Annotated in this window: 21 protein-coding genes; 11 read left to right on the top strand and 10 right to left on the bottom strand. The window is 63.7% G+C overall.

Annotated elements, in window-relative coordinates:
• Positions 1-114 precede the first annotated feature (114 nt).
• Together ACZXDY_RS14675 and ndk are read right to left on the bottom strand one after the other, a co-directional pair.
• On the bottom strand, positions 115-954 hold the full coding sequence (locus ACZXDY_RS14675) for a TerC family protein (RefSeq protein WP_464345981.1): 840 nt from the start codon (positions 952-954) through the stop codon (positions 115-117).
• Between the two features lie 173 nt (positions 955-1,127).
• Complete coding sequence (gene ndk, locus ACZXDY_RS14680) at positions 1,128-1,550, bottom strand: nucleoside-diphosphate kinase (RefSeq protein WP_028165896.1); 423 nt, start codon at positions 1,548-1,550, stop codon at positions 1,128-1,130.
• Positions 1,551-1,903: 353 nt separating this feature from the next.
• Between ndk and ACZXDY_RS14685 the strand changes: the two genes are divergently transcribed.
• From ACZXDY_RS14685 to ACZXDY_RS14695, 3 genes are all read left to right on the top strand, one after another.
• Positions 1,904-2,152, top strand: coding sequence for a hypothetical protein (locus ACZXDY_RS14685; protein ID WP_028165897.1), 249 nt, complete (start codon positions 1,904-1,906; stop codon positions 2,150-2,152).
• 187 nt (positions 2,153-2,339) lie between these two features.
• Positions 2,340-2,540: a hypothetical protein gene (locus ACZXDY_RS14690; RefSeq protein WP_035690972.1), complete on the top strand. Its 201-nt coding sequence runs from the start codon at positions 2,340-2,342 to the stop codon at positions 2,538-2,540.
• Between the two features lie 111 nt (positions 2,541-2,651).
• Positions 2,652-4,514 carry an ABC-F family ATP-binding cassette domain-containing protein gene (locus ACZXDY_RS14695; RefSeq protein WP_464345982.1) on the top strand — a complete coding sequence of 621 codons (1,863 nt, stop codon included), beginning with the start codon at positions 2,652-2,654 and terminating at the stop codon, positions 4,512-4,514.
• A 975-nt stretch (positions 4,515-5,489) separates the two neighbouring features.
• Here ACZXDY_RS14695 and ACZXDY_RS14700 read toward each other — a convergent pair.
• From ACZXDY_RS14700 to ACZXDY_RS14710, 3 genes are all read right to left on the bottom strand, one after another.
• Entirely contained in the window at positions 5,490-6,002 is a 513-nt protein-coding gene (locus ACZXDY_RS14700) for a hypothetical protein (RefSeq protein ID WP_245287412.1), read from the bottom strand.
• 223 nt (positions 6,003-6,225) lie between these two features.
• Positions 6,226-6,678, bottom strand: a complete 453-nt coding sequence (locus tag ACZXDY_RS14705; RefSeq protein WP_464345983.1) for a DNA polymerase III subunit chi — start codon at positions 6,676-6,678, stop codon at positions 6,226-6,228.
• Positions 6,679-6,684: 6 nt separating this feature from the next.
• Complete coding sequence (locus ACZXDY_RS14710; RefSeq protein ID WP_464345984.1) at positions 6,685-8,187, bottom strand: leucyl aminopeptidase; 1,503 nt, start codon at positions 8,185-8,187, stop codon at positions 6,685-6,687.
• A gap of 353 nt (positions 8,188-8,540) precedes the next feature.
• Here ACZXDY_RS14710 and lptF point away from each other — a divergent pair, with 353 nt between their 5' ends.
• From lptF to ACZXDY_RS14750, 8 genes are all read left to right on the top strand, one after another.
• The gene (gene lptF / locus ACZXDY_RS14715) at positions 8,541-9,707 is read left to right on the top strand and encodes an LPS export ABC transporter permease LptF (protein ID WP_464345985.1); all 1,167 of its coding nucleotides are present in this window, start codon (positions 8,541-8,543) and stop codon (positions 9,705-9,707) included.
• Positions 9,704-10,801: an LPS export ABC transporter permease LptG gene (gene lptG, locus ACZXDY_RS14720; RefSeq protein WP_028165903.1), complete on the top strand. Its 1,098-nt coding sequence runs from the start codon at positions 9,704-9,706 to the stop codon at positions 10,799-10,801. The genes lptF and lptG overlap by 4 nt, the downstream gene beginning before the upstream one ends.
• A 98-nt stretch (positions 10,802-10,899) precedes the next feature.
• The gene (locus ACZXDY_RS14725) at positions 10,900-13,293 is read left to right on the top strand and encodes an LPS-assembly protein LptD (protein WP_464345986.1); all 2,394 of its coding nucleotides are present in this window, start codon (positions 10,900-10,902) and stop codon (positions 13,291-13,293) included.
• A gap of 68 nt (positions 13,294-13,361) precedes the next feature.
• Complete coding sequence (locus ACZXDY_RS14730; protein WP_028165905.1) at positions 13,362-14,294, top strand: SurA N-terminal domain-containing protein; 933 nt, start codon at positions 13,362-13,364, stop codon at positions 14,292-14,294.
• A 2-nt stretch (positions 14,295-14,296) separates the two neighbouring features.
• On the top strand, positions 14,297-15,301 hold the full coding sequence (gene pdxA, locus ACZXDY_RS14735; RefSeq protein WP_464346001.1) for a 4-hydroxythreonine-4-phosphate dehydrogenase PdxA: 1,005 nt from the start codon (positions 14,297-14,299) through the stop codon (positions 15,299-15,301).
• Positions 15,298-16,164, top strand: coding sequence for a 16S rRNA (adenine(1518)-N(6)/adenine(1519)-N(6))-dimethyltransferase RsmA (gene rsmA / locus ACZXDY_RS14740; RefSeq protein WP_028165907.1), 867 nt, complete (start codon positions 15,298-15,300; stop codon positions 16,162-16,164). The genes pdxA and rsmA overlap by 4 nt, the downstream gene beginning before the upstream one ends.
• Positions 16,165-16,176: 12 nt before the next feature.
• Positions 16,177-17,235, top strand: a complete 1,059-nt coding sequence (locus tag ACZXDY_RS14745; protein ID WP_028165064.1) for an alcohol dehydrogenase — start codon at positions 16,177-16,179, stop codon at positions 17,233-17,235.
• Positions 17,236-17,541: 306 nt separating this feature from the next.
• Positions 17,542-18,468 (top strand): hypothetical protein, encoded by a 927-nt coding sequence (locus ACZXDY_RS14750; protein WP_464345987.1) that lies wholly within the window; start codon positions 17,542-17,544, stop codon positions 18,466-18,468.
• 5 nt (positions 18,469-18,473) lie between these two features.
• On the opposite strand, the gene gmk is transcribed toward ACZXDY_RS14750, so the two are convergent.
• From gmk to ACZXDY_RS14775, 5 genes are all read right to left on the bottom strand, one after another.
• Positions 18,474-19,139: a guanylate kinase gene (gene gmk / locus ACZXDY_RS14755; protein ID WP_464345988.1), complete on the bottom strand. Its 666-nt coding sequence runs from the start codon at positions 19,137-19,139 to the stop codon at positions 18,474-18,476.
• Positions 19,140-19,144: 5 nt separating this feature from the next.
• Positions 19,145-20,032: a YicC/YloC family endoribonuclease gene (locus ACZXDY_RS14760; RefSeq protein WP_130229789.1), complete on the bottom strand. Its 888-nt coding sequence runs from the start codon at positions 20,030-20,032 to the stop codon at positions 19,145-19,147.
• Between the two features lie 97 nt (positions 20,033-20,129).
• Positions 20,130-21,389, bottom strand: a complete 1,260-nt coding sequence (gene mltG, locus ACZXDY_RS14765) for an endolytic transglycosylase MltG (RefSeq protein WP_464345989.1) — start codon at positions 21,387-21,389, stop codon at positions 20,130-20,132.
• A gap of 270 nt (positions 21,390-21,659) precedes the next feature.
• The gene (gene fabF / locus ACZXDY_RS14770; RefSeq protein WP_130231544.1) at positions 21,660-22,925 is read right to left on the bottom strand and encodes a beta-ketoacyl-ACP synthase II; all 1,266 of its coding nucleotides are present in this window, start codon (positions 22,923-22,925) and stop codon (positions 21,660-21,662) included.
• 96 nt (positions 22,926-23,021) lie between these two features.
• A complete protein-coding gene (locus tag ACZXDY_RS14775) occupies positions 23,022-23,261 on the bottom strand; it encodes an acyl carrier protein (RefSeq protein ID WP_002716125.1) in 240 nt (79 codons plus the stop codon).
• Positions 23,262-23,488 lie beyond the last annotated feature (227 nt).

Below are 23,488 nucleotides of genomic sequence, written 5' to 3' on the forward strand. Positions count from 1 at the left end.
GGTTGAATCAGCCTGGGGCCGCAAGTTCACCTCTCCCGAAGGGAGAGGTGAAGAGGCAGCACCCATAGCGGATACAATTCGACTTCATCTCATCGAGCCTTAACATCGAGCCTTTCAGGCCGCCTTGGCGGCCCGCTCGGCGTGATGCAGCGCGCGCCGGCGCCAGATCGATCCGACGACCAGCACCACGATGACGCCAAGCAGCGCCAGCGCGATCTCGCCGCCGTGGCCGCCGCCGGCAAAATGCGGACCGATGCCGAGCGTGCCCAGCCAGGAATCGAGCGTGTTGCCGACCGGACCGGCAAACAGCGCATCGAGCTTCGGATCGACCGCCGGATCGGTCGCGATCACATCGCCGGCGATCCACCCGAGCAGGGCCGCGCCGGCCCAGACCAGCACCGGCAGCTTGCTGAGCAGCGCCATGATCAACGCCGCGCCCGCGACGATCAGGGGCACGCTGATCGCAAGGCCGAGCACCAGAAGCGGCACGCTGCCATTGGCAGCGGCGGCAACCGCGATCACGTTGTCGAGGCTCATGACGATGTCGGCGACGACGACGATCTGCACCGCCGCCCACAGATGCGCGGCGGCATCCACGCTGTCCTCGTCATCATGTTCGGGAACGAGCAGCTTTGCCGCGATCACGATCAGCGCCAACCCGCCAACGAGCTTGAGGTAGGGGAATTCCATCAAGGTCGTGACGATGCCGGTGAAGATGATGCGCAAAATCACCGCGGCCGCCGCGCCGAAGATCATGCCCCACAGCCGCTGGCGCGGCGCGAGCCCGCGGCAGGCCAGCGCGATCACCAAGGCGTTGTCGCCCGACAACAGCACATTGATCCATATGATCTTGCCGACGGCGACCCAGAACGTCGAGGTCGCCATCTCGCTCTTGAACTGCGTGAAGAAAGCCGCGAGATTCGCGGGATCAACGATCTGCCACAGCCAGTCCACAGCGCTTCCTTTCGGCCTTGCGGCCACTCCTCGCGACGCCCAGCCCGCCGCAACTTCGTTGTATTAGAGCGTTTTCGAGCGAAGTGGGCACCGGTTCGCGTGAAGAAAACGCGTCAAACAAGAATCTAGAGTTTCGGTTCTGATTCCATCAGAACCGAAACTCCTCCAGCGTATTAGCCGACGATCTCGTTGCCCGAGAAGAACTGCGCGATCTCGATCGCGGCCGTCTCCGGAGCATCGGATCCATGCACGGAATTCTCGCCGATCGATTTCGCATGGAGCTTGCGGATTGTACCTTCGGCGGCCTTGGACGGGTCGGTGGCGCCCATCACGTCGCGGTATTTGGCGATCGCCCCCTCGCCTTCCAGCACCTGGACCACGACCGGGCCGGAGGTCATGAACTCGACCAGCTCGCCGAAGAACGGACGCGCCTTGTGGACGGCATAGAAGGTCTCGGCCTGCTCACGGGTCATGCGAATCCGCTTCTGGGCCACGATCCGGAGCCCGGCCTTCTCGATCAGTGCGTTGACCGCGCCGGTCAGGTTACGCTCCGTCGCGTCGGGCTTGATGATCGAGAAAGTGCGTTCAGTCGCCATAATATCGTCCTTGCAAACGCTGGTTAACGAGTTGCGGGGGCTTATATCGGCGTGATCCTGCGACGGCAAGCGACCCGGTGTCGCCCTCGCCCTCTAGTTTGGGCACGATTTGGCGATCAGGATCAGCGTCAGCCCCCGGGGCCGGCACAGCCTTAGCCGGCCCGGATTACGACAATTTCACGAACGTGAACCCATTCTGTAGCAGCCGTCGCGCTCCCGTTCAGGCGGCGCGGCCTAAGCTCTGCATCGATCGGACGCCTTCGAAGCTTGTCCACACAGCTAAAGCGAGGGCGTCACGGGCGATATTGTCACCGCCGGCGCTTCCGACGGCGCCGAAACTCGAGGAGACGACCATGCTACGTAAATTCTCGCTTGTCGCTCTTGCCGCGGCCTCGCTCGGCGCGGCTGCGCTGGCGCCGACCTCCGCCTCGGCCTGGGACGGTTGGCACGGTGGCTGGCATCGTGGCTGGGGCTGGGGTCCGCGCGTCGTTGTCGGCGGCCCCGCCTACTATGGCGGCCCCGGTTATGGCGGCTGCTACACGCGGCGCCTGGTGCCGACCCCTTGGGGCCCCCGCTGGCGCCTCGTCAACCGCTGCTACTGACCTGACCAGAACTCCCCCAACCTGAACTCCCCCAAGACTTGAGCAGCCCGGCCGCAAGGCCGGGGCTTTTTTGCGCATGGAACCCGCTGGTCTGCTACCCACGAGCGAGGATGTCGATGCGCGATAATCGGAAACAAATTCAGCCCGTCGGACTTGACCTTGCGAGCTTTCGTTCAAGCAAGGCGAGATGGAACTCGCCGAGAGACTGATCATGAATAGCCGAAGCCACGCTGATTTTGAGCTGCTCGATCACAAGACCTGCCGGTCCATTTGCGACGCGGTCGGCGAACGGCTGCAGCAAAGCTTGCGCCCGGAGTCGTCGCTGACCTCTCAGTTGCAGCATCTCTTGGACGAGCTGCGCCGGCGCGAGGAAGACAGCCTGCATTGAAGCAGGCCGCCCTCGAGGTGGGCTCGAGCAACTCTGCAAAGTTGAAAAGCTGGAGCATAATTTACCGGATTGATGGGTTGCGTTTGGCGGCGGCTCCGGTGACAACGCCGCATGCTTTCCATCTCCGACATATCCGTCCGCATCGCCGGGCGGCTTCTGATCGAGAACAGCTCGGTCCAGATCATTCCCGGCGCCCGGGTCGGCTTTGTCGGCCGCAATGGTGTCGGCAAGTCGACGCTGTTTCATGCCATCCGCGGTGATCTTCCGCTCGAAGCCGGCAGCATCACGATTCCGCCGCGCTGGCGGATCGGCAGCCTCGCGCAGGAAGCGCCCAATGGTCCCGAAAGCCTGATCGAGATCGTGCTGAAGGCAGATCTCGAACGCGACGCGCTGCTGCGCGAAGCCGAGACCGCGCACGATCCGCACCGGATCGCGGAAATCCAGACCCGGCTCGTCGACATCGACGCCCATTCCGCCCCTGCCCGCGCCGCCGCGATCCTCAGCGGCCTCGGCTTTTCGGCGGCCGACCAGGCCCGGCCATGCGCCGAGTTTTCCGGCGGCTGGCGCATGCGGGTTGCGCTTGCCGCGACGCTGTTTGCCGCGCCCGACCTGTTGCTGCTGGACGAGCCGACCAACTATCTCGACCTCGAAGGCACGCTGTGGCTGGAGGATCATCTTGCCCACTATCCGCGTACCGTGATCGTGATCAGCCATGACCGCGACCTGCTCGACACCTCCGTGGACCAGATCCTGCATCTCGATCACCGCAGGCTGACGCTCTACAAGGGGACCTATTCCTCGTTCGAGGAGCAGCGCGCCACGCGCGAAATGCTCGATGCAAAGCACGCCAAGCGCCAGGCGGAGGAGCGCAAGCGGCTGCAGGCCTTCGTCGACCGATTCAAGGCCAAGGCTTCGAAGGCGCGGCAGGCGCAATCGCGGATGAAGATGCTGGAGCGGATGAAGCCGGTCACCGCGCTGGTGACGCAGGACGTACACGATATCTCGTTTCCGGTGCCCGAGAGGACGCTGTCGCCGCCGATCATCGCCGTCGATGACGTCGCCGTCGGCTATGATGCGAACAAGCCGGTGCTGAACCGCGTGACGCTGCGCATCGATACCGACGACCGCATTGCCCTGTTAGGTGCCAACGGCAACGGCAAGTCGACTCTGGTGAAGCTGCTCGCGGGCCGGCTCGCGCCGTTCTCCGGCAAGATCACGCGCGCGGAAAAGCTCTCGGTCGGCTATTTCGCGCAGCATCAGGTCGACGAGCTCAATCTCGACGGCTCGCCTTACGACCACATCCGCAAGCTGATGCCGGACGCGCCGGAGAGCAAGGTGCGCGCCCGCGTCGGTGCCATCGGCTTTTCCGGCAAGGCGGGCGATACGCTGGTGAAGAGCCTGTCGGGCGGCGAGAAGGCACGGCTGCTGCTCGGCCTTGCGACCTTCGCCGCGCCCAACATGATCATCCTGGACGAGCCGACCAACCATCTCGACATCGACAGCCGCGCTGCGCTCGCCGAAGCGATCAATGATTTTCCCGGCGCGGTGCTGATGGTCTCGCACGACCGCTACCTGATCGAGGCCTGCGCCGACCGGCTCTGGGTCGTCGCCAACCACACCGTGACGAGCTATGACGGCGATCTCGACGACTACCGCAGGACGATATTGTCCGCGAATGAGATACGCCCGGCTTCGCGCGAACGCAGCAAGGAGAGCACCAAGCCCGAGCGTCCGAAAAGCGAGAAGCGCATCCCTCCGAAGCAGCGGATCGCGCAAGCCGAAGCCGAGATCGAACGCATCACCGGAATCATTGCCAAGATCGACGCGGCGCTCGCGCTGCCGGACCTGTTCACACGCGATCCGAAGCAGGCAGCACAACTCGCCCAGGCACGCGCCGGCGCAGAAACCGCACTGCAGCGCGCCGAAGAAGAATGGCTGGAAGCAAGCTCGCTCTCGGATGAAGCGGCGGGTTAGTTTAGCCCATGCCGCCTCATTCCGAGGAGCAGCGAAGCGGCATCTCGAGGGGCGGGCCCCAAGCTCAGCACTCTCCGTCATTCCGGGGCGCGCGAAGCGCGAACCCGGAATCCATTCAACCACTTGCGCTGGCGGAGAAATGGATTCCGGGCTCATCGCTTCGCGATGCCCCGGAATGACTGAGGGACGCATTGCGCAATCCTCTCCTCCGTCATGGCCGGGCTTGACCCGGCCATCCACGTTCTCTCCTGTCCACGGAGGCAAAGGACGTGGATGCCCGGGACGAGCCCGGGCATGACGGCGTCGTGTCGTTCGCGCGATTTTCCTTAAGCCGATCAACGTGATTTGCCCCGTCCAGCCCTCGCGCGAAAAACATTCCGCTTCCGCCGTCGGGCAAATCAGCACTATGACTCCGCGCGTCTCACCCAGATGAGGGGCGGGTCGCGATCGTCACGAACGTTGCGGTGAGATGCGGTGGACGCGGATGTTGCGATAGACGAACGCAGCATCAGCGGACGGCGAAGTCGTGTGGTCCTGGCGCCCCGACGCTGGCGCTAAGTTTTGTTCGTTGAACAGAGCGACGGTGGCAAGAAAGCCCGGTCACCGAGGAGAGCACGAAGGAAACCGTAACACCATCGCGCAGGGAAAGCCGGAATGCTTCGGTTGAACCTGTGGTCCTACCCCCGTGCTTTTTGTTGCACGGGACCCATGGGTGCAACCGGCACCCGGCTTTCCCTGCGCCCTCTGCCTTCGAGGAGGGCGGAAAGTGATGCAAAGCTCGGGCGTGATACGCCGCGAGAATGCGGATGCACATCCCTACTGCTGTTTGAAGCTGACGTAGGGTCCGCTGTTTGAAAATTGAATCAGAAGTCTGCAGCGACCCTGTCGGGTGGGCGTGCCCACCATCACGAGCAGAGCGTCAGATGGTGGGCACAGCGCTAGCGCGCTTTTGCCCACTATTGAAATTCGCCGACCTTACGTCGCCGCGTGCTTCTTCGCCTTCGGCTTGCCGGCCTTCGGCGGCGGCGCGGGCACGTCAATACGCTCGATCGACGACAGGCGGCCGGAGGTGAACGTGTAGATGCCGGCGCGCGGCCCGTGCGTATAAGTGACGACGGCGACGCGATCGCCGCGTTCATTCTTGGAGAGAGCGACATTGTCGGGCGCGCCGATGCCGCGGACCACATCGCACTCGGTGTGTCCCAGCGCGACTGTCCCGGTACTCTGCGGCGGTGGTGCGCCGCCGGCGCCGTCGGCGAGCGCATTGGCATTCGCAGGCCCCGCCGGCGCCATCCCGGGGCATCCGCCCTCGGCGCTGACCATGTCCTCGGCGGTGACCGGCTTGGTCGGCGACAGCGGTGGCGTCTCGATCGAAATGTTGCGGATGAACAGCCGGCCAGGCCGCGAGAACCATTCGGCATCCCTCGAGAAAATATCCGAGCCGCCGGAACAGCCGGAGATGACCGGCGCAAGCAGCAGCAGGGCCAACAGAGGTTTCCGAATAAGTTTTCCGTCTCGCACGATCGATTGGGCTCCCGTCTCTACCCTCTTGTCCCGCCGCGCTTTTTTGCGCGGAGCGATACCCCAAGCCTTACGCGCGGCGCGCGCCTTTGCCCTAAAATCTTTGTCCGACCATCCCTTTGCGGCATGACCGTGGCTTCCCGCCGACTCCGGGACACAAAGTGCAAATTATCATTAATTCCGCAACCTTCTATTGCCGGCGCTGCCAGCGGCCGCGCTCGTCGGCCTGCCAATAGGTCACCTCGAATCCGTTCGCCTTGCAGGCGGTCCAGTTCGCGCGCGCCGCCGCAACGGCTTCAGCGTCGTCGCCGTTGAACACCAGCACCAGCCGCTCATAGCTGCCGCTGTCTTCGGGCATCGCCGCATTATCGATCAGGAAGCGCACGTTGGCGCGGTTCGGATTACCGTCGTCGATCGAAAGGATGATCGGCTGATCCGATGCGTCGGCGACACGCCAGGTGGCATGCGGCAGGAAGGAATCGTCGCTGTAGGTCCATAAATGCGCGTCGAGCGCCTCGGCGCGCTCCAGCGACGTCGATTGCACCACCACGCGCCAGCCGCGCTCGAGCGATTTCTCGAGCAGCGGCGGCAGCACGCTCTCCAGCGACATGCCCTGCAGATGATAGAACAGGACCTCGGTCATTCCTGCTTATTTCTTCGCCTCGTAATAGTCCGCGACCAGGCGGTCCAGCAGGCGAACGCCGTAGCCCGAGCCCCAGCTCTGGTTGATGTCGGTCTTCGGCGCGCCCATCGCGGTTCCCGCGATGTCGAGATGCGCCCAGGGCGTGCCGTCGACGAAGCGTTGCAGGAACTGCGCCGCGGTGATCGAGCCGCCGTGGCGGCCGCCGGTATTCTTCATGTCGGCGAACTGCGAATCGATCAGCTTGTCGTATTCGGAGCCGAGCGGCATCCGCCACACCCGCTCGCCGGTCTCCTGCCCGACCTTGATGAGCCGATCGGCCAATTCGTCATTATTAGAGAACAGGCCGGCATGCTCGGTGCCGAGCGCGACCATGATCGCTCCGGTCAGTGTCGCCAGATCAACCATGAACTTCGGCTTGAATTTCTTGGCCACATACCAGAGCACGTCGGCGAGCACGAGCCGGCCTTCGGCGTCGGTGTTGATAATCTCGATGGTCTGGCCCGACATCGACTTGACGATATCGCCGGGACGCTGAGCGTTGCCGTCGGGCATGTTCTCGACCAGGCCGATGGCGCCGACCGCGTTGACCTTGGCTTTGCGCGCGGCCAGCGCGTGCATCAGCCCGACCACGCAGGCCGCGCCGCCCATGTCGCCCTTCATGTCCTCCATGCTTCCGGCCGGCTTGATCGAGATACCGCCGGTATCGAAGCAGACGCCCTTGCCGACGAATGCCACCGGCTGCTCGCTCTTCTTGCCGCCGTTCCAGCGCATGATCACCACGCGGCCGGGCCGCGCCGAGCCCTGCGCAACGCCGAGCAGCGCGCCCATGCCGAGCTTGGTCATCGCCTTGACGTCGAGCACCTCGACGTCGACGCCGATCTTGCGGAGCTGGCTGGCGCGGCGTGCGAACTCCTCGGGATAGAGCACGTTCGGCGGCTCGTTCACGAGGTCACGCGCGATGACGACGCCTTCGACAATGGAGGCGTCAGGCGCAAATGCCTTCCTGGCGGCGGCGACATCGTCGACCGCGATCGAGACATCGGCGCGCACCTGTTCGTTCTCGCCGTCCTTCTTCTTGGTCTTGTAACGATCGAATTTATAGGCCCGGAGCCGTATACCGGAGGCGATGGCGGCAGCCTGCTCCGCCTTCATCGCGCCTTCGGCCAACTCGGCGATCACGGTGACGGTATCTGTCGCCGCGTTCAGCTTGCCGGCAGCGACACCACCGAATTTGAGAAAATCCTTCTCCTTGAGCGCCGACGCCTTGCCGGTTCCGACAACGATCAGGCGTTCGACCTTGATTCCCTCCGGCGCCAGGATATCGAGAATCGCGCCGCTCTTGCCCTTGAACTGGTTGGCCGCGGCTGCCCGCTTGACCGTCTCCGCCGCCTTCCCAAGCGCCTTGTCGGTCGCCGCGCCGAACTTCAGGGCCTCATCGCAAAACACCACCATCAGGCCCCGGACGGGCGCGGAAAACGGGACAAAGCCGACCTTTACGGCGTCGGACATCGGTAAACTCCTCCAGAATCAGGGCTGTCGCAGGCGGGAACCGGCTTGCGTGGGTAGTAAGTGGAATGTTGGTTCGCGGCCGTCCAGATCGGTCAGCCCCGGGGTTTATCAACACTATGGCCTGCCGGCCGCCGCACTGCCAAGCGCGGCGTGGCTGGAACGTCACAAAGAGGAATAATTAACCATATGGAAGACGCGCCTTGGCTCAGCCATTTTGTTGACGGATCAAAGGGATGGTAATGAGAGGATGACGGCTGGACGGATAAGCGGCACGGCCAAAGGGGAGCCCTTCGAAGGGATTGGTCGGGAAGCCGTGCGTTTTGGCGTGCCAAGTGGGATCTTGCGGTAACGGGATGGGGTCGATTGACAGGTATATTTTCCGCACGACGCTCGCGTCGTTTGCGGTAGTCCTGATCAGCCTCACCGGCGTGATCTGGATTACCCAGGCGTTGCGCGGCATCGACCTGATGACCAGCCAAGGTCAGACCATCATCACCTTCCTCGGCATCACTGGCCTAGTGATTCCGGCACTCGTCCTGATCATCGCGCCGATCGCGCTGATGATCGCGGTCTCGCACACGCTGAACAAGCTCGCGACCGATTCCGAGATCATCGTGATGAACGCGGCGGGCTTTTCTCCATTCCGCCTGTTCCGTCCCTTCTTCTATTCCACCTGCGTGGTCGCCGCGCTGGTCGCCTTCATCGGCGCCTATCTCGCGCCCGACGGCATGCGGCGCATCAAGCAATGGGACGCCGAGATCACCGCCGACGTGCTCACCAATATCCTGCAGCCCGGCCGCTTCGCCCAGCTCGACCAGAACCTGACGATTCGGATTCGTGAACGCCTGCCGGGCGGCGTGCTCGGCGGCATCTTTGTCGACGATCGCCGCGATCCCAAGGAGCGCGTCACCATCATCGCCGACCATGGCACGGTGCTGAAGAACGAGAATGGTTCGTATCTGGTGCTGGAGGACGGCAACCTGCAGCGATTCGAAGCCGGCAAGCGCGACCCTGCCCTCGTCGCCTTCGGCCGCTACGCGTTCGACATGTCGAAATTCTCCAGCCAGCGCGACGTCACGCTGGGGATTCGCGAGCGATATCTGTGGGAATTGATCTGGCCCGCGGCTGATGATCCGACCTTTGATCAACTGTCCGGCCAGTTCCGCGCCGAATTGCACGACCGCTTCATGGCGCCGATCTATCCGTTCGCATTTGCCGCACTCACATTCGCCTTCCTGGGCGCGCCGCGCACGACGCGCCAGAGTCGCAATTTCTCGATCGGCGGTTCGGTTCTCGCGGTGCTTGGCCTGCGCATGGCTGGATTCGCCTGCTCGGTGATGGCGGTGAAATCGTCGCTTGCCGTCGGCGCACAGTACCTGATGCTGCTCGGCGGCATCGGCGTCGGGCTCTGGATGATCATCGGCGGCGTGGTGGTGGAGCCGCCCCCCGGATTGATCGAAGCCATCAACAGGTCCAATGCGCGGATCGCGCGCCTGTTCGGAAGGCCGGCCACCGCATGAGCATGGTCACCAACACGCTCGGGCGCTATTTCGCCGGCCGCTTCGTGATCTCGGCCGTCGGCGTGTTTGTCGGCATCTTCGTGCTGCTCGTCCTGGTCGACTACATCGAGATGGTGCGCAAGACCTCCGGGCTGGTCACGGCCTCCGCGATCACGGTCGCCGAGACCTCGCTGTTCCGCGTCCCGCAGCTACTCGAGAAGCTGATGCCGTTCTGCGTGCTGATCGGGGCCATGACCTGCTACCTCGCGCTGTCGCGCCGGCTCGAGCTCGTGGTCGCGCGCGCCGCCGGCGTTTCGGCCTGGCAGTTCATCTCGCCTGCGCTGGCGAGCGCGATCGTGCTGGGGATCGGGGCGACCACCGCTTACAATCCGATGTCGGCAAACCTGCGCGAGCTCTCCAAGCAGATGGAAGCTGAGCTGTTCGGCTCGGCGCCCGGCGGCGGCATCCAGGACGCCTCCGGCTTTTGGCTCAACCAGGTCAACAGCGAGGGCCAGTCGATCATCAACGCCGCCCGCAGCGAGCAGCAGGGCGTGCGCCTGACCGGGCTGACCGTATTCCGCTTCGACACCAGCCTGCAGTTCAAGGAGCGAATCGAAGCCCGCGAAGCCTCCCTCGACGAGGGCCGCTGGGTGTTCAAAGGAGTACGTCGATACTCCCTCGACAAGCCCCCGATCGATCAGGACAGCTTCTACCTGGCCACGACGCTGACCCCGGCCCAGGTCCGCAACAGCTTTTCCACCCCGGAAACTGTGTCGTTTTGGCAACTACCGAACTACATCCGCTCATCGGAGAGCTCGGGCTTTGCAACCGCGGGCTACCGGCTGCAGTACCACAAGCTCATTGCACAGCCGTTTTTGCTGGCTGCGATGGTGCTTTTGGCCGCTTCGGTCAGCTTGCGCTTCTTCCGGTTCGGCGGCGTGCAAAAGATGGTTTTGAGTGGCGTGGGTGCGGGCTTTCTGCTCTACGTGCTTTCGAAAGTAACTGAAGATTTGAGCAAGGCTGAGTTGATGCATCCCATCGCTGCGGCGTGGTTGCCCGTGTGTGTGGGCGGCCTCACCGGTTTCTTGGCCTTGCTATATCAGGAGGACGGGTAGTGGCCGTTGTCGCCGCCCGCCAGTTGGAGTCGCCTGCGTTCAGGCGGCGCAGTACCGTGCGCCGTCAGCGGACTCGCTTGGCCGGCTTCCTACTAACCTTGACCGTTGGATTCATTCTTACGGCGACGATCGGCGTTGACCTGACGACGCCCGCCGCCGCGCAGAGCTTCACCTACAATCCGCGGCCGCCGAAACCGACTCCGGCCCCGCCCCGGAATGACGGGCAGATGCTCGTGCAGGCGACCGAAGTCGATTACGACTACAACAATCAGCGCGTCTCCGCGGTCGGCAACGTGCAGATGTTCTACAACGGCACCAGCGTCGAGGCCGACAAGGTCATCTACGACCAGAAGACCAAGCGCCTCCATGCCGAGGGCAACATCCGCTTCACGGATGCCCAGGGCAAGATCACCTACGCCAACATCATGGATCTCAGCGACGACTACCGGGATGGTTTCGTCGATTCGCTGCGCGTCGACACCGAGGATCAGACGCGCATGGCGGCGACCCGTGCCGACCGGTCCGCTGGCAACTACACGGTGTTCGAGAACGGCGTCTATACGGCCTGCGCGCCGTGTAAGGACGACCCGAGGAAGCCGCCGCTATGGCAGGTCAAAGGCGCCCGCATCATCCATAACCAGACCGAGAAGATGCTCTATTTCGAGAACGCCCAGCTCGAGTTCTTCGGCGTTCCGATGGCGTACATGCCCTATTTCTCGACGCCCGACCCGACCGTGAAGCGCAAGAGCGGCTTCCTGATGCCGAATCCCAGCCAGGCATCGACCTATGGCTACGCCGTCGAGATCCCCTATTATTTCGCGCTCGCCCCAGACTATGACGCGACGTTCAACCCGCGCTTTACGACGCGCCAGGGCGTCCTGCTCCAGGGTGAATTCCGCCAGCGCCTGCTGGACGGCTCCTACTCGATCCGCGCCTATGGCATCGACCAGCTCGACCGCGGCGCCTTCGCCGGCCAGCCGGGCGACCGCCAGTTCCGCGGCGGCATCGATACCCACGGCCAGTTCGCGATCAACGACAAGTGGGTCTGGGGCTGGGACGGCGTGCTCCTGTCCGACTACTACTTCTTCCAGGACTATCGGCTTGCCCAGTACCGGGACCCATTCGCGGCGTTCCTGAGCCTGCCGACAGAAGCGATCTCGCAGCTCTACTTGACCGGCATCGGCAATCGCAGCTTCTTCGATGCGCGCACGATCTATTACCTGAGCTACTCCGGCAACCAGAGCCAGGTGCCGGTGGTCCATCCGGTGATCGACTATAACAATGTGATCAACAGCCCGATCTTCGGCGGCGAGTTCAGCTACAAGGTGAACTTCACCAGCCTGACGCGTGACCAGGCGGTCTTCGACCCGATCACGACGCTCGCCAACACCGCCGGCTTGTGCACCACGGCATCCGCCGATCCCCTGGCCCGGATGCCGTCGCAATGCCTGTTGCGCGGCTTCCCCGGCACCTACACGCGCCTGACGGCCGAAGCTCAATGGCGGCGATCATACACCGACCCGTTCGGCCAAATATGGACGCCGTTCGCGATCGTTCGCGCCGACGCGATCGATTCTTCAGTCTCGAATCAGCCCGGTGTTTCGAACTTCCTTCCCGTCGGCGAGACGCAGGCGCTGCGCCTGATGCCGACCGTCGGCCTCGAATATCGCTACCCGTTCATCAATGTGCAGCCGTGGGGCACCACCACGCTCGAGCCGATCGCGCAGGTCATCATCCGCCCGAACGAGACCTATGCCGGCAAGCTGCCTAACGAGGACGCACAGAGCCTCGTGTTCGACACCAGCAACCTGTTCTCGGTCGACAAGTTCTCCGGCTATGACCGTGTCGAGGGCGGCGGCCGTGCCAACGTCGGCGTGCAGGCGACCACCCAGTTCGATCGGGGCGGTGCCGTGAAGGTGCTGTTCGGACAGTCCTACCAGTTGTTCGGCCTGAACTCGTTCGCGGTCGCCGATGCGACCAATACCGGCCTCGATTCGGGCCTGCAGCATGCCGCATCCGACTATGTCGGCAGCGTCAGCTATTCGCCCAACCGGACCTACACGTTCAGCGTCCGATCGCGAATGGACGAGGCTACCTGGAACATCAACCGCTTCGAGGCCGAGGGACGCGCAAACTTCGATCGCTGGTCGGTCAGCCTGCTCTACGGCAACTACGCGGCCCAACCGGAACTCGGCTATCTCACCCGTCGCGAAGGCATCCTGACCACCGCCTCGGTCAAGGTCGCCTCGAACTGGGTGGTATCCGGCTCTGCGCGTTGGGACCTTGAAGCGAACAAGATCAATCAGTACGTCGTCGGCGCCGGCTATGTGGACGACTGCTTCGTGCTGGCCGCGAACTATGTCACGTCATACACCTACTCCACCCCCTCGACGCCGCCAGTCCTCAGCCACTCGTTCATGTTCCAAATCGGGCTGCGGACGATCGCGACCACGACGACGACGGCGGGCGGCGCGAACGGCGGCTTTCAGTAGAGCGTGATCCGCACCGCCGAAATTCGGTGCGGAAAGGTTGATATGGCTGATATGACCACATCGCTGAGATGACCATGACGACGTTACCCCTTCGCCTTTCGACCCTGGCTCCCGCGATCGCGCTCGCGCTGATGCTCTGCGGCACTTCGCCGCTGAAAGCGCAGACCGTGGCCGTCATGGTCAACGGCGAGCCGATCACCAACTACGACATCGAGCAGCGCACCAAGCTGAACTTCCTGACCACCCACAAGCAGCAGAACCGGCAGGAAGTGATCGAGGAACTGATCGACGAAAAGGTGAAGATCAAGGAAGCCAAGAAATTCGGCGTCGACCCCTCCTCCTCCGACATCGAGCAATCCTATTCCGCGATGAGCGCGCGGATGCGGATCTCGCCGGAGCAACTGACGAAGTCGCTGGAGAGCCAGGGCATTCGCGCCGATACGCTCAAGTCCCGCATCAGGGCCGACATGGTTTGGACCAGCCTCGTGCGTGGCCGCTACAAGGAAAGCCTCCAGGTCGGCGAGAAGGATGTCGCGGCCGCCGCGCAGGAAGGCGGCGAAAAGACCGAGATCGAAGCTTTCGAATACAAGATGCAGCCGATCGTGCTGATCGTACCGCGCGGCTCCACGCCGGCATTGGTCGAAGCGCGCAAGAAGGAAGCTGAGGGGCTGCGCGAGCGCATCACGAGCTGCGACGAAGCCAATTCCTATTTCAAGACCATACCCAACGCGGCGATCCGCGACACCGTGACAAAGACCACGGCCGACATCCCGCCGAGCATTCGCGAGGTGCTCGACAAGACGCCGATCGGCCATCTGACCCCGCCGGAGATCACCAAGCAGGGCGTGGAGATGGTCGTGCTGTGCGGCCGCAAGACCACGATGATCGACTCGCCGAAGAAGAGGGAAATCCGCGAGAAGATGTACGCCCAGAAATATGAGGCGAAATCGAAATCCTATCTGCAGGAAGTCCGCAAAGCGGCCATGATCGAATATCGCTGATGATGTCGAAGCCCCTTGCGCTGACATCCGGCGAACCCGCAGGTATCGGCCCGGACATTGCGCTTGCCGCGTGGTTGCGGCGTGATGAACTGAAGCTTCCGCCGTTTTACCTGCTCGGCGACCGCGATTTCCTCGCTGAGCGCGCGCACCGTCTTGGCCTTGCGGTCGAGCTTGCCGATGCTTCCCCCGAAGAGGCGCTCGGCACGTTCGCGAGAGCCTTGCCCGTCGTTCCGGCCGGCAAGCCGGCGACGGCGCGGCCCGGCACGCCGGATGCGACCAGCGCGGATGCTGCGCTATCCTCGATCCGGCGCGCGGTCGCTGACGTCATGGCCGGCAAGGCCGCCGCTGTCGTCACTAACCCGATCGCCAAGAACGTGCTCTATCGCGCCGGCTTCGGTCACCCCGGCCATACCGAATTCCTGGCGGAACTCGCGGCCAAGAACGGGGTCGCGCCGCAGCCCGTAATGATGCTGTGGTCGCCCGAACTCGCCGTCGTGCCCGTGACGATCCACCTTTCGCTGCGCGAAGCGCTTGCATTGCTCACGACTGACTTGATCGTCTCGACGGCCCGCATTGTGGTGGCCGACATGAAGGCGCGCTTCGGGCTTGCCCGCCCACGCCTGGCAATTTCGGGGCTCAATCCGCACGCCGGCGAAGACGGTACGCTCGGCAGCGAAGATATCGAGATCGTGGCGCCCGCTGTCGAGATCCTGCGCAGCGAAGGTGTCGACGTCCGCGGACCGCTGCCGGCGGACACGCTGTTCCACAAGGCGGCGCGCGCCACCTATGACTGCGCAATCTGCATGTATCACGATCAGGCGCTGATCCCGATCAAGACCATCGCGTTCGATGACGCGGTCAATGTCACGCTGGGCCTGCCGTTCGTCCGGACGTCGCCGGATCACGGCACGGCGTTCGACATCGCCGGCACCGGCCGCGCCAATCCGTCGAGCCTGATCGCGGCGCTGCGCCTGGCCGCAAGGATGGCCGCGACGAAGCCTGAATGAGCGCGATCGACGATCTGCCGCCGCTGCGCGACATCATTCGCGAACACTCCTTGTCGGCGCGCAAGTCGCTGGGCCAGAATTTTCTGCTCGATCTCAACCTCACCGCGCGGATCGCGCGCGCCGCGGGTCCGCTCGAGGACTCGACCGTGATCGAGGTCGGTCCCGGCCCAGGCGGATTGACCCGGGCGCTGCTCGCGCTCGGCGCAAAACGCGTGATTGCCATCGAGCGCGACGAACGGGCGCTGGCTGCGCTCGACTACATCGTGAAGCGATACCCGGGACGGCTCGAGATCGTGCATGCCGACGCGCAGCATTTCGATCCCCGCCCCCTGCTCGATGGCGGCAAGGCAAAGATCGTTGCCAACCTGCCCTACAACATCGCGACCCAGCTTCTGGTCGATTGGCTGTCGATCGAACCCTGGCCGCCCTGGTACGACATGATGGTGCTGATGTTCCAGCGCGAGGTCGCCGAGCGGATCGTCGCGCAGGAGAACGGCGAGGCCTATGGCCGGCTTGCCGTGCTCGCCAACTGGCGCACCGAGACAAAGATCCTGTTCGACATTTCGCCGTCGGCCTTCGTGCCGCAGCCGAAGGTCACCTCGTCGCTGGTGCGACTGATACCACGCGCCGCACCCGAGCCTTGCGACCGACGCGCGCTGGAACAGGTGGCGGCCGCAGCCTTCGGTCAGCGCCGCAAGATGCTGCGCCAGAGCCTGAAGTCACTTTCGGTCGATCCGGCTCGGCTCGCCGCCGCAGCACATGTCGATACCACCCGCCGCGCCGAAACTATTCCCATCTCCGGCTTTGTTGCCATGGCCCGTGAATTGGCCAATATACGAAACACAACATCAAACATTGCCTAAGGAGCGAACGCCATGGCGCAAATGGTACGCCAGTCCCTCGTCAAATTTGATGCGCCGTTGTGCGAGACCATCGCCGAGACGCCGAAGCCGCAAGGACGCGAAGTCCTGGTCCGCATCGAGCGTTGCGGGCTCTGCCATTCCGACCTGCACATCCAGGATGGTTACGCCGATCTCGGCGGCGGCAAGAAGCTCGACACCACGCGCGGCATGACCCTGCCCTTCACGCTCGGCCACGAAATCGCAGGTGTCGTTGCGGAAGTCGGCCCCGATGTTCCGACTGACCTGATCGGCAAGAAGAAGGCTGTGTTTCCGTGGATCGGCTGTGGCCAGTGCCGCGACTGCCTGAACGGCGATGAGAACCTCTGCGTCAAGCAGCGTTTCCTGGGCGTGTCCATCGACGGCGGCTTCGCCAGCCATGTCCTGGTGCCCGATGCAAAGTACCTGCTCGACTACGATCCGCTGCCGGTCAATCAGGCGGCGACGCTGATGTGCTCGGGCGTCACTGCCTACGGCGCGCTGAAACGATTGGTGGATCGCCCACGGCAGCGCAACCTGCTACTGATCGGCCTCGGCGGCGTCGGCATGATGGGACTTTCCTTCGCACAGGCGATGTTCAAGCAACCGATATCGGTCGCCGATCTCAGCCCAGCCGCGCGCGAGACGGCGCTACAGAACGGCGCGGCGGTCGCCTACGACCCGGCCGAGCCGGACATCGTCAAGCGCATCCTGAGAGAGACTGAAGGCGGCTTTGACGAAGTGGTCGATTTCGCCGGCAACGAGAAGTCCATGGCGTTCGCAGTCTCCGCGCTGGCGCGCGGCGGCAAGATCGTGGTCTCTGGCCTGATGGGCGGCACTTTCAGCCTGCCGATGGTGCAATGGGTCTACAAGCGCATGACCATCGAGGGCTTCATGGTAGGGACGCTGGCCGAGGGTCAGGAATTGATGGCGCTGGCGCGTGCCGGCAAGATCAAGCCGACGCCGATGCGGGAAGAACCGATGGCCGACGTCCAGAAGTGGATCGACCAGTTGCGCGCCGGCAAGGTCGTCGGACGCATCGTTCTGAAGAATTAGATCACCGGGCGAGGTTGGCGGCGTCGATCCGATCGGCGCTGCCAACGGCATCACCGTGATCAGCAGTGCCGCATTTCAAACCATTCCGGCTCGGGAAGTTTTCGGCAGTCCTTTGGCTGCGTCGGCCGCTGGACTGCCTCCAAGCAATAGCTGCCGGGTGGCTTCCCCAGGCCCCGATCTGCCGCAATTGGGGCGGTCGGCAAGCCCAAATTAAGCCCCACCCGCTCCGGATTTGCGGCGCATTGCGACCCAACTTCCTACCGAGAGTTAGGGGTTAAGGGGTAGCCGGTGTTATCGGGGATGTAGATGTCAAAGCGTACCGCCCAATTTATTTCAGCACTTGTTGCTACGATGCTGGCGGGTGCCAGCTTCACCGCCGGAGCAGAAAACAGTACCGAGAGTGCCGACAGCGCCAAGACTGCCGACAGTTGCCTGTCGGCTCCACAGGGGACTGCGCCTGCAGGAAGCCATTGGTATTATCGCCTTGAGCGCTCCACCAAGCGCAAGTGCTGGTATGTCCGCGAAGGGAGCAGCAAGGCGGCGAAGGCCGCGCCTGTACAGCAGGAATCCCCGCCGCCGGCCGAAGCCGCCAACCCGCCCCAGCCGGCGGCCAGCATCAGCCCGTCGGTCGCAGATGCGCGCGCTGAGCTGACCCCACCCCAGGCGGACGCCAGACAGAAGCCCGCCTCCGCCCTCGACAACGCGCCGCCTTCCGTCGGGGCACCCGCCTCCGGCTCGCTGGTTTCGGCACGCTGGCTTGACCAATCGAGCATGGCCGCATCCGGTGGCACCAAGGTCGCCGCCGCCGATAGCGGCGCGAGCCCACAGGAAGAGCCGGCGGCTGCGCCGCAATCCGCGCCGCCGCCGGCGCCCGGGGCAACGACGCATTCGACCGTTGAGAAGCAATCAACCTCGACGCTGTTGTTCATCATGGCAGGCACACTTGCGCTCGCAGGCCTGGTCGGCGGCCTCATCTTCCGGCTCAACCGCACGGGCACGCCACCCTACGAGGTCGATAATGAGTGGCGCGCGCCCTGGGACCGCGATCACGCCGAGCGCGCCCCTCAACTGGCCGCCGAGCACAAGGAGATCCCGCCACGTCCGGTCGAATCGCCGCGAGCGCCTCGCATCGAAGCGGAGCAGCGGGGGCCCGGGCCTGAGCCTTCGTTCGAAGATACGCAGCGGGAGATCAAGGAAATGCTCGCGCGTCTGGCGAAAAGCGCGACCGCTTAACTAGACTACTTCTCGAGCTGGCGCTGCAGGTTGCGCACGAACTCGGTCAGGCCGGTGCGGCGCTCGCGCTTCAGCCGCTCCGCCTTCAGGATCGACTGCACTTCGGCGAAGGCGTGATCGACGTTCTGGTTGATGACGATGTAGTCGTACTCGGCCCAATGGCTGAGTTCGTGGGTGGCGCGATTCATCCGCCCGCGGATCACTTCCGCGGAATCTTGCGCACGGGTGTGCAGGCGCTTCTCGAGATCGGCCGCCGACGGCGGCAGGATGAAGACGCTGACCACGTCGGCGCGGGCCTTCTCGCGCAGTTGCTGGGTGCCCTGCCAGTCGATGTCGAACAGCACGTCCTGTCCGGCCGACAGCGCGGCTTCGACCGGCCGGCGCGGCGTGCCGTAGCGGTTGTCGAACACGGTCGCCCATTCGAGCAACTCGCTCTGAGCGACCATCTTCTCGAATTTCGTCTTGTCGACAAAGAAATAGTCGCGGCCCTCGACCTCGCCCGGCCGCATCGGCCGCGTCGTCGCCGACACCGACATTTTCAGGCCGGGCATCCGCTCGATCAACAGCCGCGACAGGGTCGTCTTGCCGGCGCCTGACGGCGACGACAGCACGAACATCAGCCCGCGCCGCTCGACCCCGTCAAAGCCGTGGGCCTCTCCTTGGGCCACCATTATCCTCACTCCAGATTCTGAACCTGCTCGCGGAACTGCTCGACCACGTTCTTCATCTCGAGCCCGGTATTGGTGAGCTCGATATCGTTCGATTTCGAGCAGCAGGTATTGACCTCGCGATTGAATTCCTGTGCCAGGAAATCCAGCCGGCGTCCGATCGCTCCGCCCTTGCCGATCATCTCACGCGCCTGCGCGACGTGGGACGCGATGCGGTCGAGTTCCTCGCGGATGTCGGCCTTGGTCGCGATCAGGATCGCCTCCTGGTTCAGCCGATCCGCATCGAAACGGTCGGAGGTCTCCAGCAGCGCCGCAACCTGTTCGGCAAGTCGCGCGCGGATCGCCTCCGGCTTGCGGCCCGGTGCCGCTTCCGCCTTCCTGGCGAGCTGTTCGATCTCGTCCATCCGCTGGATCAGCACTTGCCCGAGCGCCGTACCCTCGCGGCGGCGCATCTCGACGAGATGGGCCAGCGCCTGCTCGAAGGCCAGCGCGGCGGCCTCTCTTGCCGCCTTATCCTCGGCCTCGTCGCTTTCAGGTTCGACCACCTCGATCACGCCCTTGATGCCGAGCAATCCGTCAATGCTCGGCGCCACCGCGTCGATCTTCTGCGCCAGTTCGCCCGCGACCTTCACGATCGAAGCCAGGACGTCTTCGTTGATGCGCACCGCCGACACGGCGTTGGCGCGCTTGACATTGAGATTGGCATAGACGGTTCCGCGCGACAGCACTTCGCTCGCGCGCTTCTTCACCACGGCTTCAAGCTCGTCCCAGCCTGGCGGCAGCCGCAGCCGCAAATCAAAGCCCTTGGCATTGACCGACTTCAGTTCCCACTCGAAGGTATAGGGGCCGCTCGCGCCATGGCTTCGGGCAAAACCGGTCATGCTCGATAGGGCCATCGCATAAAACTTTCTGACAAGAGATGTGAGACTCGCTGGAACGCGTGCGACCTTAAGCCGATTTAGCCGAAAGTGGAATTACGTTCGCCGCGACGGGCTAGCGCTCCACCACAGGCGGCGACGTCGTCGACTGCGCGGCGCCCTGCCGTGCCGGCCTTGCCGGCTTCTTCGAGTTGGCCGGCGGCTTGGGCGGTGTGGTTGCAGTCGGGTTGCTGTCGGGCGGCGCGCTGGCGGCGGGCGGCGGCGGATCGTCTGCAGGCTCAACCGTGTCGTTCTGGATCTGCTTTTCGATCGAACGGAGCTTCGCCACGTTCTTTTGGTGCTGATCGTAGGTCTCGGTGAACGCATGCCCGCCGCTGCCGTCGGCAACGAAGAACAGATCTCGGGTACGCGCCGGATTGGCTGCGGCTTCGAGCGAGGCGCGGCCGGGATTGGCGATCGGGCCCGGCGGCAGGCCGTCGATGACATAGGTGTTGTAGGGCGACGGCTGGGTGATCTCGCTGCGCTTGATCGGTCGCCCCAGCGTTCCCTTGCCGCCGACCAGCCCGTAGATGATGGTCGGGTCCGACTGCAGCTTGATCTTCTGCCGCAGACGATTGACGAACACCGCCGAGACGCGGCTGCGCTCATCGGCCCTGCCGGTCTCCTTCTCGACGATCGACGCCAGCGTCACGAGTTGCTCCGGCGTTCTGACCGGAATGTCCGGATTGCGGCGTTCCCAGATTTCCGTCAGCACGCGCTTCTGGGTCTGCTGCATGCGCTGGATCACCTGCTCGCGCGTGGTGCCGCGCGGGAATTTGTAGGTCTCCGGCAACAGCGTACCCTCGCGCGGTATCTCGCGCACCGAACCTGTGAAGATGTCGTTGTCCGACAGCCGTGCCACGATCTGCTCGGAGGTCAGGCCTTCGGGAATGGTAACGGCGTGCTGCACCACCTTGCCTTCCACGATGGTGCCGATGACGTCGCGCAGGCTCGCGCTCTTCTGGAACGAATATTCGCCGGGCTTGAGATCGGAACTCGCCTTCATCGCAAACACGCTGCCGATGAAGACCCAGGGATTGACGTCGATCACGCCCTCACGCTGCAGGATGTCGGCGATATCGCGCTTGCCGGCCCGCTGCGGAATGTTGACGATCTTGTCCTCCTGCAGCGGTCCCGACGCTTCCAGGGTCTGCTTTCCGTAGTAATAGGCGACGCCCGCGCCAATCATCAGAAGGATCAGCAAGGTGATGATGGCATTACCGACCACGACGAACGGATTGCGGGCACGGTCCGACCGTTTCGGCGGCGGCGGGACCTGTTCAGGCTCCAGCGCGGCGCGCGGGCTTCGCGGTGAAATGGGCGGCCTCTCACTCATCGATTCGACCTGAATCCTGCCGGTTCAATCGTGGCCTGACAAATCTAAAGTCCTGCCAATACAATCAATTCTATACGAGTATGCGCCCGCGCCTAGAAGTCATCGGCGATTGCGGCAAAACGGTGAACTGGCTCCAATCCGCCTGCTGGGACATGACCCGGAAAAGTGGAAACCGGTTTTCCCTCGCGATAAACGCGCAGCGTTTGTGCTGACATCATGCCCAAACAAAGAGGTCAGATCATGATCCGATTCGATCAATCGGATCATGATCTAGTTGATAACACGCTGCAGGATCACGGAAGCGTTAGTGCCTCCGAAGCCGAACGAGTTGGACAACGCCACATTGATCTCGCGCTTGCGCGGCGTGTGCGGCACGAGATCGATCGCCGTCTCCACTGACGGATTGTCGAGATTGATCGTCGGCGGGGCGATGTTGTCGCGAATCGCCAGGATGCTGAAGATCGCCTCGATCGCGCCGGCGGCGCCGAGCAGATGTCCGGTCGACGACTTCGTCGACGACATCGAGACTTTCGACGCCGCATTGCCGAGCAGCCGCTCGACCGCGCCGAGTTCGATCTCGTCGCCAACCAGCGTCGAGGTGCCGTGGGCGTTGATGTAGTCGATATCGGACGGCGTCATGCCGGCACGCTTCAATGCCGCCGACATGCTGCGGAAGCCGCCGTCTCCGTCCGGCGACGGCGAGGTGATGTGATAGGCGTCGCCCGAGAGTCCGTAGCCGACGACCTCCGCATAGATCCTCGCGCCGCGGTTTTTCGCGTGCTCATATTCCTCAAGCACGACGATGCCGGCGCCCTCGCCCATCACGAAGCCGTCGCGGTCCTTGTCGTAAGGACGGGACGCCTTGATCGGCGTCTCGTTGAAACCGGTGGACAGCGCGCGCGCCGCGCAGAAGCCGGCCATGCCGATGCGGCAAATCGGCGATTCGGCACCGCCGGCCACCATCACCTCGGCATCCCCGAGCGCGATCAGCCGAGCAGCGTCGCCGATCGCATGCGCGCCCGTCGAGCAGGCGGTCACGACCGCATGGTTCGGCCCCTTCAGGCCGTGCTCAATCGAGACATATCCCGACGCCAGATTGATCAGCCGGCCCGGAATGAAGAACGGCGACACCTTGCGCGGACCGCGTTCCTTGAGCAGCACCGCCGTGTCGGCGATGCCCGAGAGGCCGCCGATGCCGGAGCCGATCAAGGTGCCGGTCGCGCACTTGTCCTCTTCGCTCTCCGGATGCCAGCCGGCATCGTCGAGCGCCTGCTTGGCCGCGCACATCGCGAAGATGATGAAGTCATCGACCTTGCGCTGGTCCTTCGGCTCCATCCACTGATCGGGATTGAAGGTGCCCTCGCTGCCATCGCCGCGCGGCACCACGCAGGCAACCTGGCTCGGCAGATCAGAGACATCGAAGGTCTCGATCCTGCGCGCCCCACTGCGGCCCTCAAGGATACGTGCCCAACTGGTGTCGACGCCACAGCCGAGTGGTGTAACCATGCCCAGCCCCGTGACGACAACACGTCTCATGTCAAGAACTCCGTCCTGAAATGCGCGGTCAATAACAAGAAACCGGGGGACCGCCTGACAACGGTCCGTCCGGCTTCGTCGGCACCGCGAAGGGCGTCAGCTTTTCGCGTTCTTCTCGAGAAACTTGGTCGCGTCCCCGACCGTCAGGATCGTCTCCGCGGCGTCGTCGGGAATCTCGCAACCAAATTCTTCTTCGAATGCCATCACGAGCTCGACGGTGTCGAGACTGTCTGCGCCGAGGTCATCGATGAAACTTGCGCTGTCGACCACCTTCTCCGGCTCAACGCCAAGGTGCTCGACTACAATCTTCTTTACCCGCTCGCCAATCTCACTCATCGTTCACCCTCGTGCTTGTTCCATTGGACCCGACCCCCAGACGATACGAGCCATCGTGGTCGTGTAGTTTTCCTGAGCTGTCGCGCATAGTCTTGATTCGGCGGTCGTGGCCGACTAAGTCCCGGCGAACGGCAGGCGTCGCCACGCCAATATACAGGGTTTCAACATCCTGCAATGGCGTTCTTTGCCCATCCGCGGCTGGTTCGGTTATCATAATTCCCTAGTCT

The sequence above is a fragment of the Bradyrhizobium sp. LeoB3 genome, assembly GCF_055456055.1.

Bases quoted from the DNA above. Each gene is read 5' to 3' on its own strand.
- ndk (WP_028165896.1), bottom strand. From the start codon at position 1,550: ATGGCGACTGAACGCACTTTCTCGATCATCAAGCCCGACGCGACGGAG.
- ACZXDY_RS14685 (WP_028165897.1), top strand. From the start codon at position 1,904: ATGCTACGTAAATTCTCGCTTGTCGCTCTTGCCGCGGCCTCGCTCGGC.
- ACZXDY_RS14690 (WP_035690972.1), top strand. From the start codon at position 2,340: ATGGAACTCGCCGAGAGACTGATCATGAATAGCCGAAGCCACGCTGAT.
- ACZXDY_RS14695 (WP_464345982.1), top strand. From the start codon at position 2,652: ATGCTTTCCATCTCCGACATATCCGTCCGCATCGCCGGGCGGCTTCTG.
- ACZXDY_RS14705 (WP_464345983.1), bottom strand. From the start codon at position 6,678: ATGACCGAGGTCCTGTTCTATCATCTGCAGGGCATGTCGCTGGAGAGC.
- ACZXDY_RS14710 (WP_464345984.1), bottom strand. From the start codon at position 8,187: ATGTCCGACGCCGTAAAGGTCGGCTTTGTCCCGTTTTCCGCGCCCGTC.
- lptF (WP_464345985.1), top strand. From the start codon at position 8,541: ATGGGGTCGATTGACAGGTATATTTTCCGCACGACGCTCGCGTCGTTT.
- lptG (WP_028165903.1), top strand. From the start codon at position 9,704: ATGAGCATGGTCACCAACACGCTCGGGCGCTATTTCGCCGGCCGCTTC.
- ACZXDY_RS14730 (WP_028165905.1), top strand. From the start codon at position 13,362: ATGACCATGACGACGTTACCCCTTCGCCTTTCGACCCTGGCTCCCGCG.
- pdxA (WP_464346001.1), top strand. From the start codon at position 14,297: ATGTCGAAGCCCCTTGCGCTGACATCCGGCGAACCCGCAGGTATCGGC.
- rsmA (WP_028165907.1), top strand. From the start codon at position 15,298: ATGAGCGCGATCGACGATCTGCCGCCGCTGCGCGACATCATTCGCGAA.
- ACZXDY_RS14745 (WP_028165064.1), top strand. From the start codon at position 16,177: ATGGCGCAAATGGTACGCCAGTCCCTCGTCAAATTTGATGCGCCGTTG.
- ACZXDY_RS14750 (WP_464345987.1), top strand. From the start codon at position 17,542: ATGTCAAAGCGTACCGCCCAATTTATTTCAGCACTTGTTGCTACGATG.
- gmk (WP_464345988.1), bottom strand. From the start codon at position 19,139: ATGGTGGCCCAAGGAGAGGCCCACGGCTTTGACGGGGTCGAGCGGCGC.
- ACZXDY_RS14760 (WP_130229789.1), bottom strand. From the start codon at position 20,032: ATGGCCCTATCGAGCATGACCGGTTTTGCCCGAAGCCATGGCGCGAGC.
- mltG (WP_464345989.1), bottom strand. From the start codon at position 21,389: ATGAGTGAGAGGCCGCCCATTTCACCGCGAAGCCCGCGCGCCGCGCTG.
- fabF (WP_130231544.1), bottom strand. From the start codon at position 22,925: ATGAGACGTGTTGTCGTCACGGGGCTGGGCATGGTTACACCACTCGGC.
- ACZXDY_RS14775 (WP_002716125.1), bottom strand. From the start codon at position 23,261: ATGAGTGAGATTGGCGAGCGGGTAAAGAAGATTGTAGTCGAGCACCTT.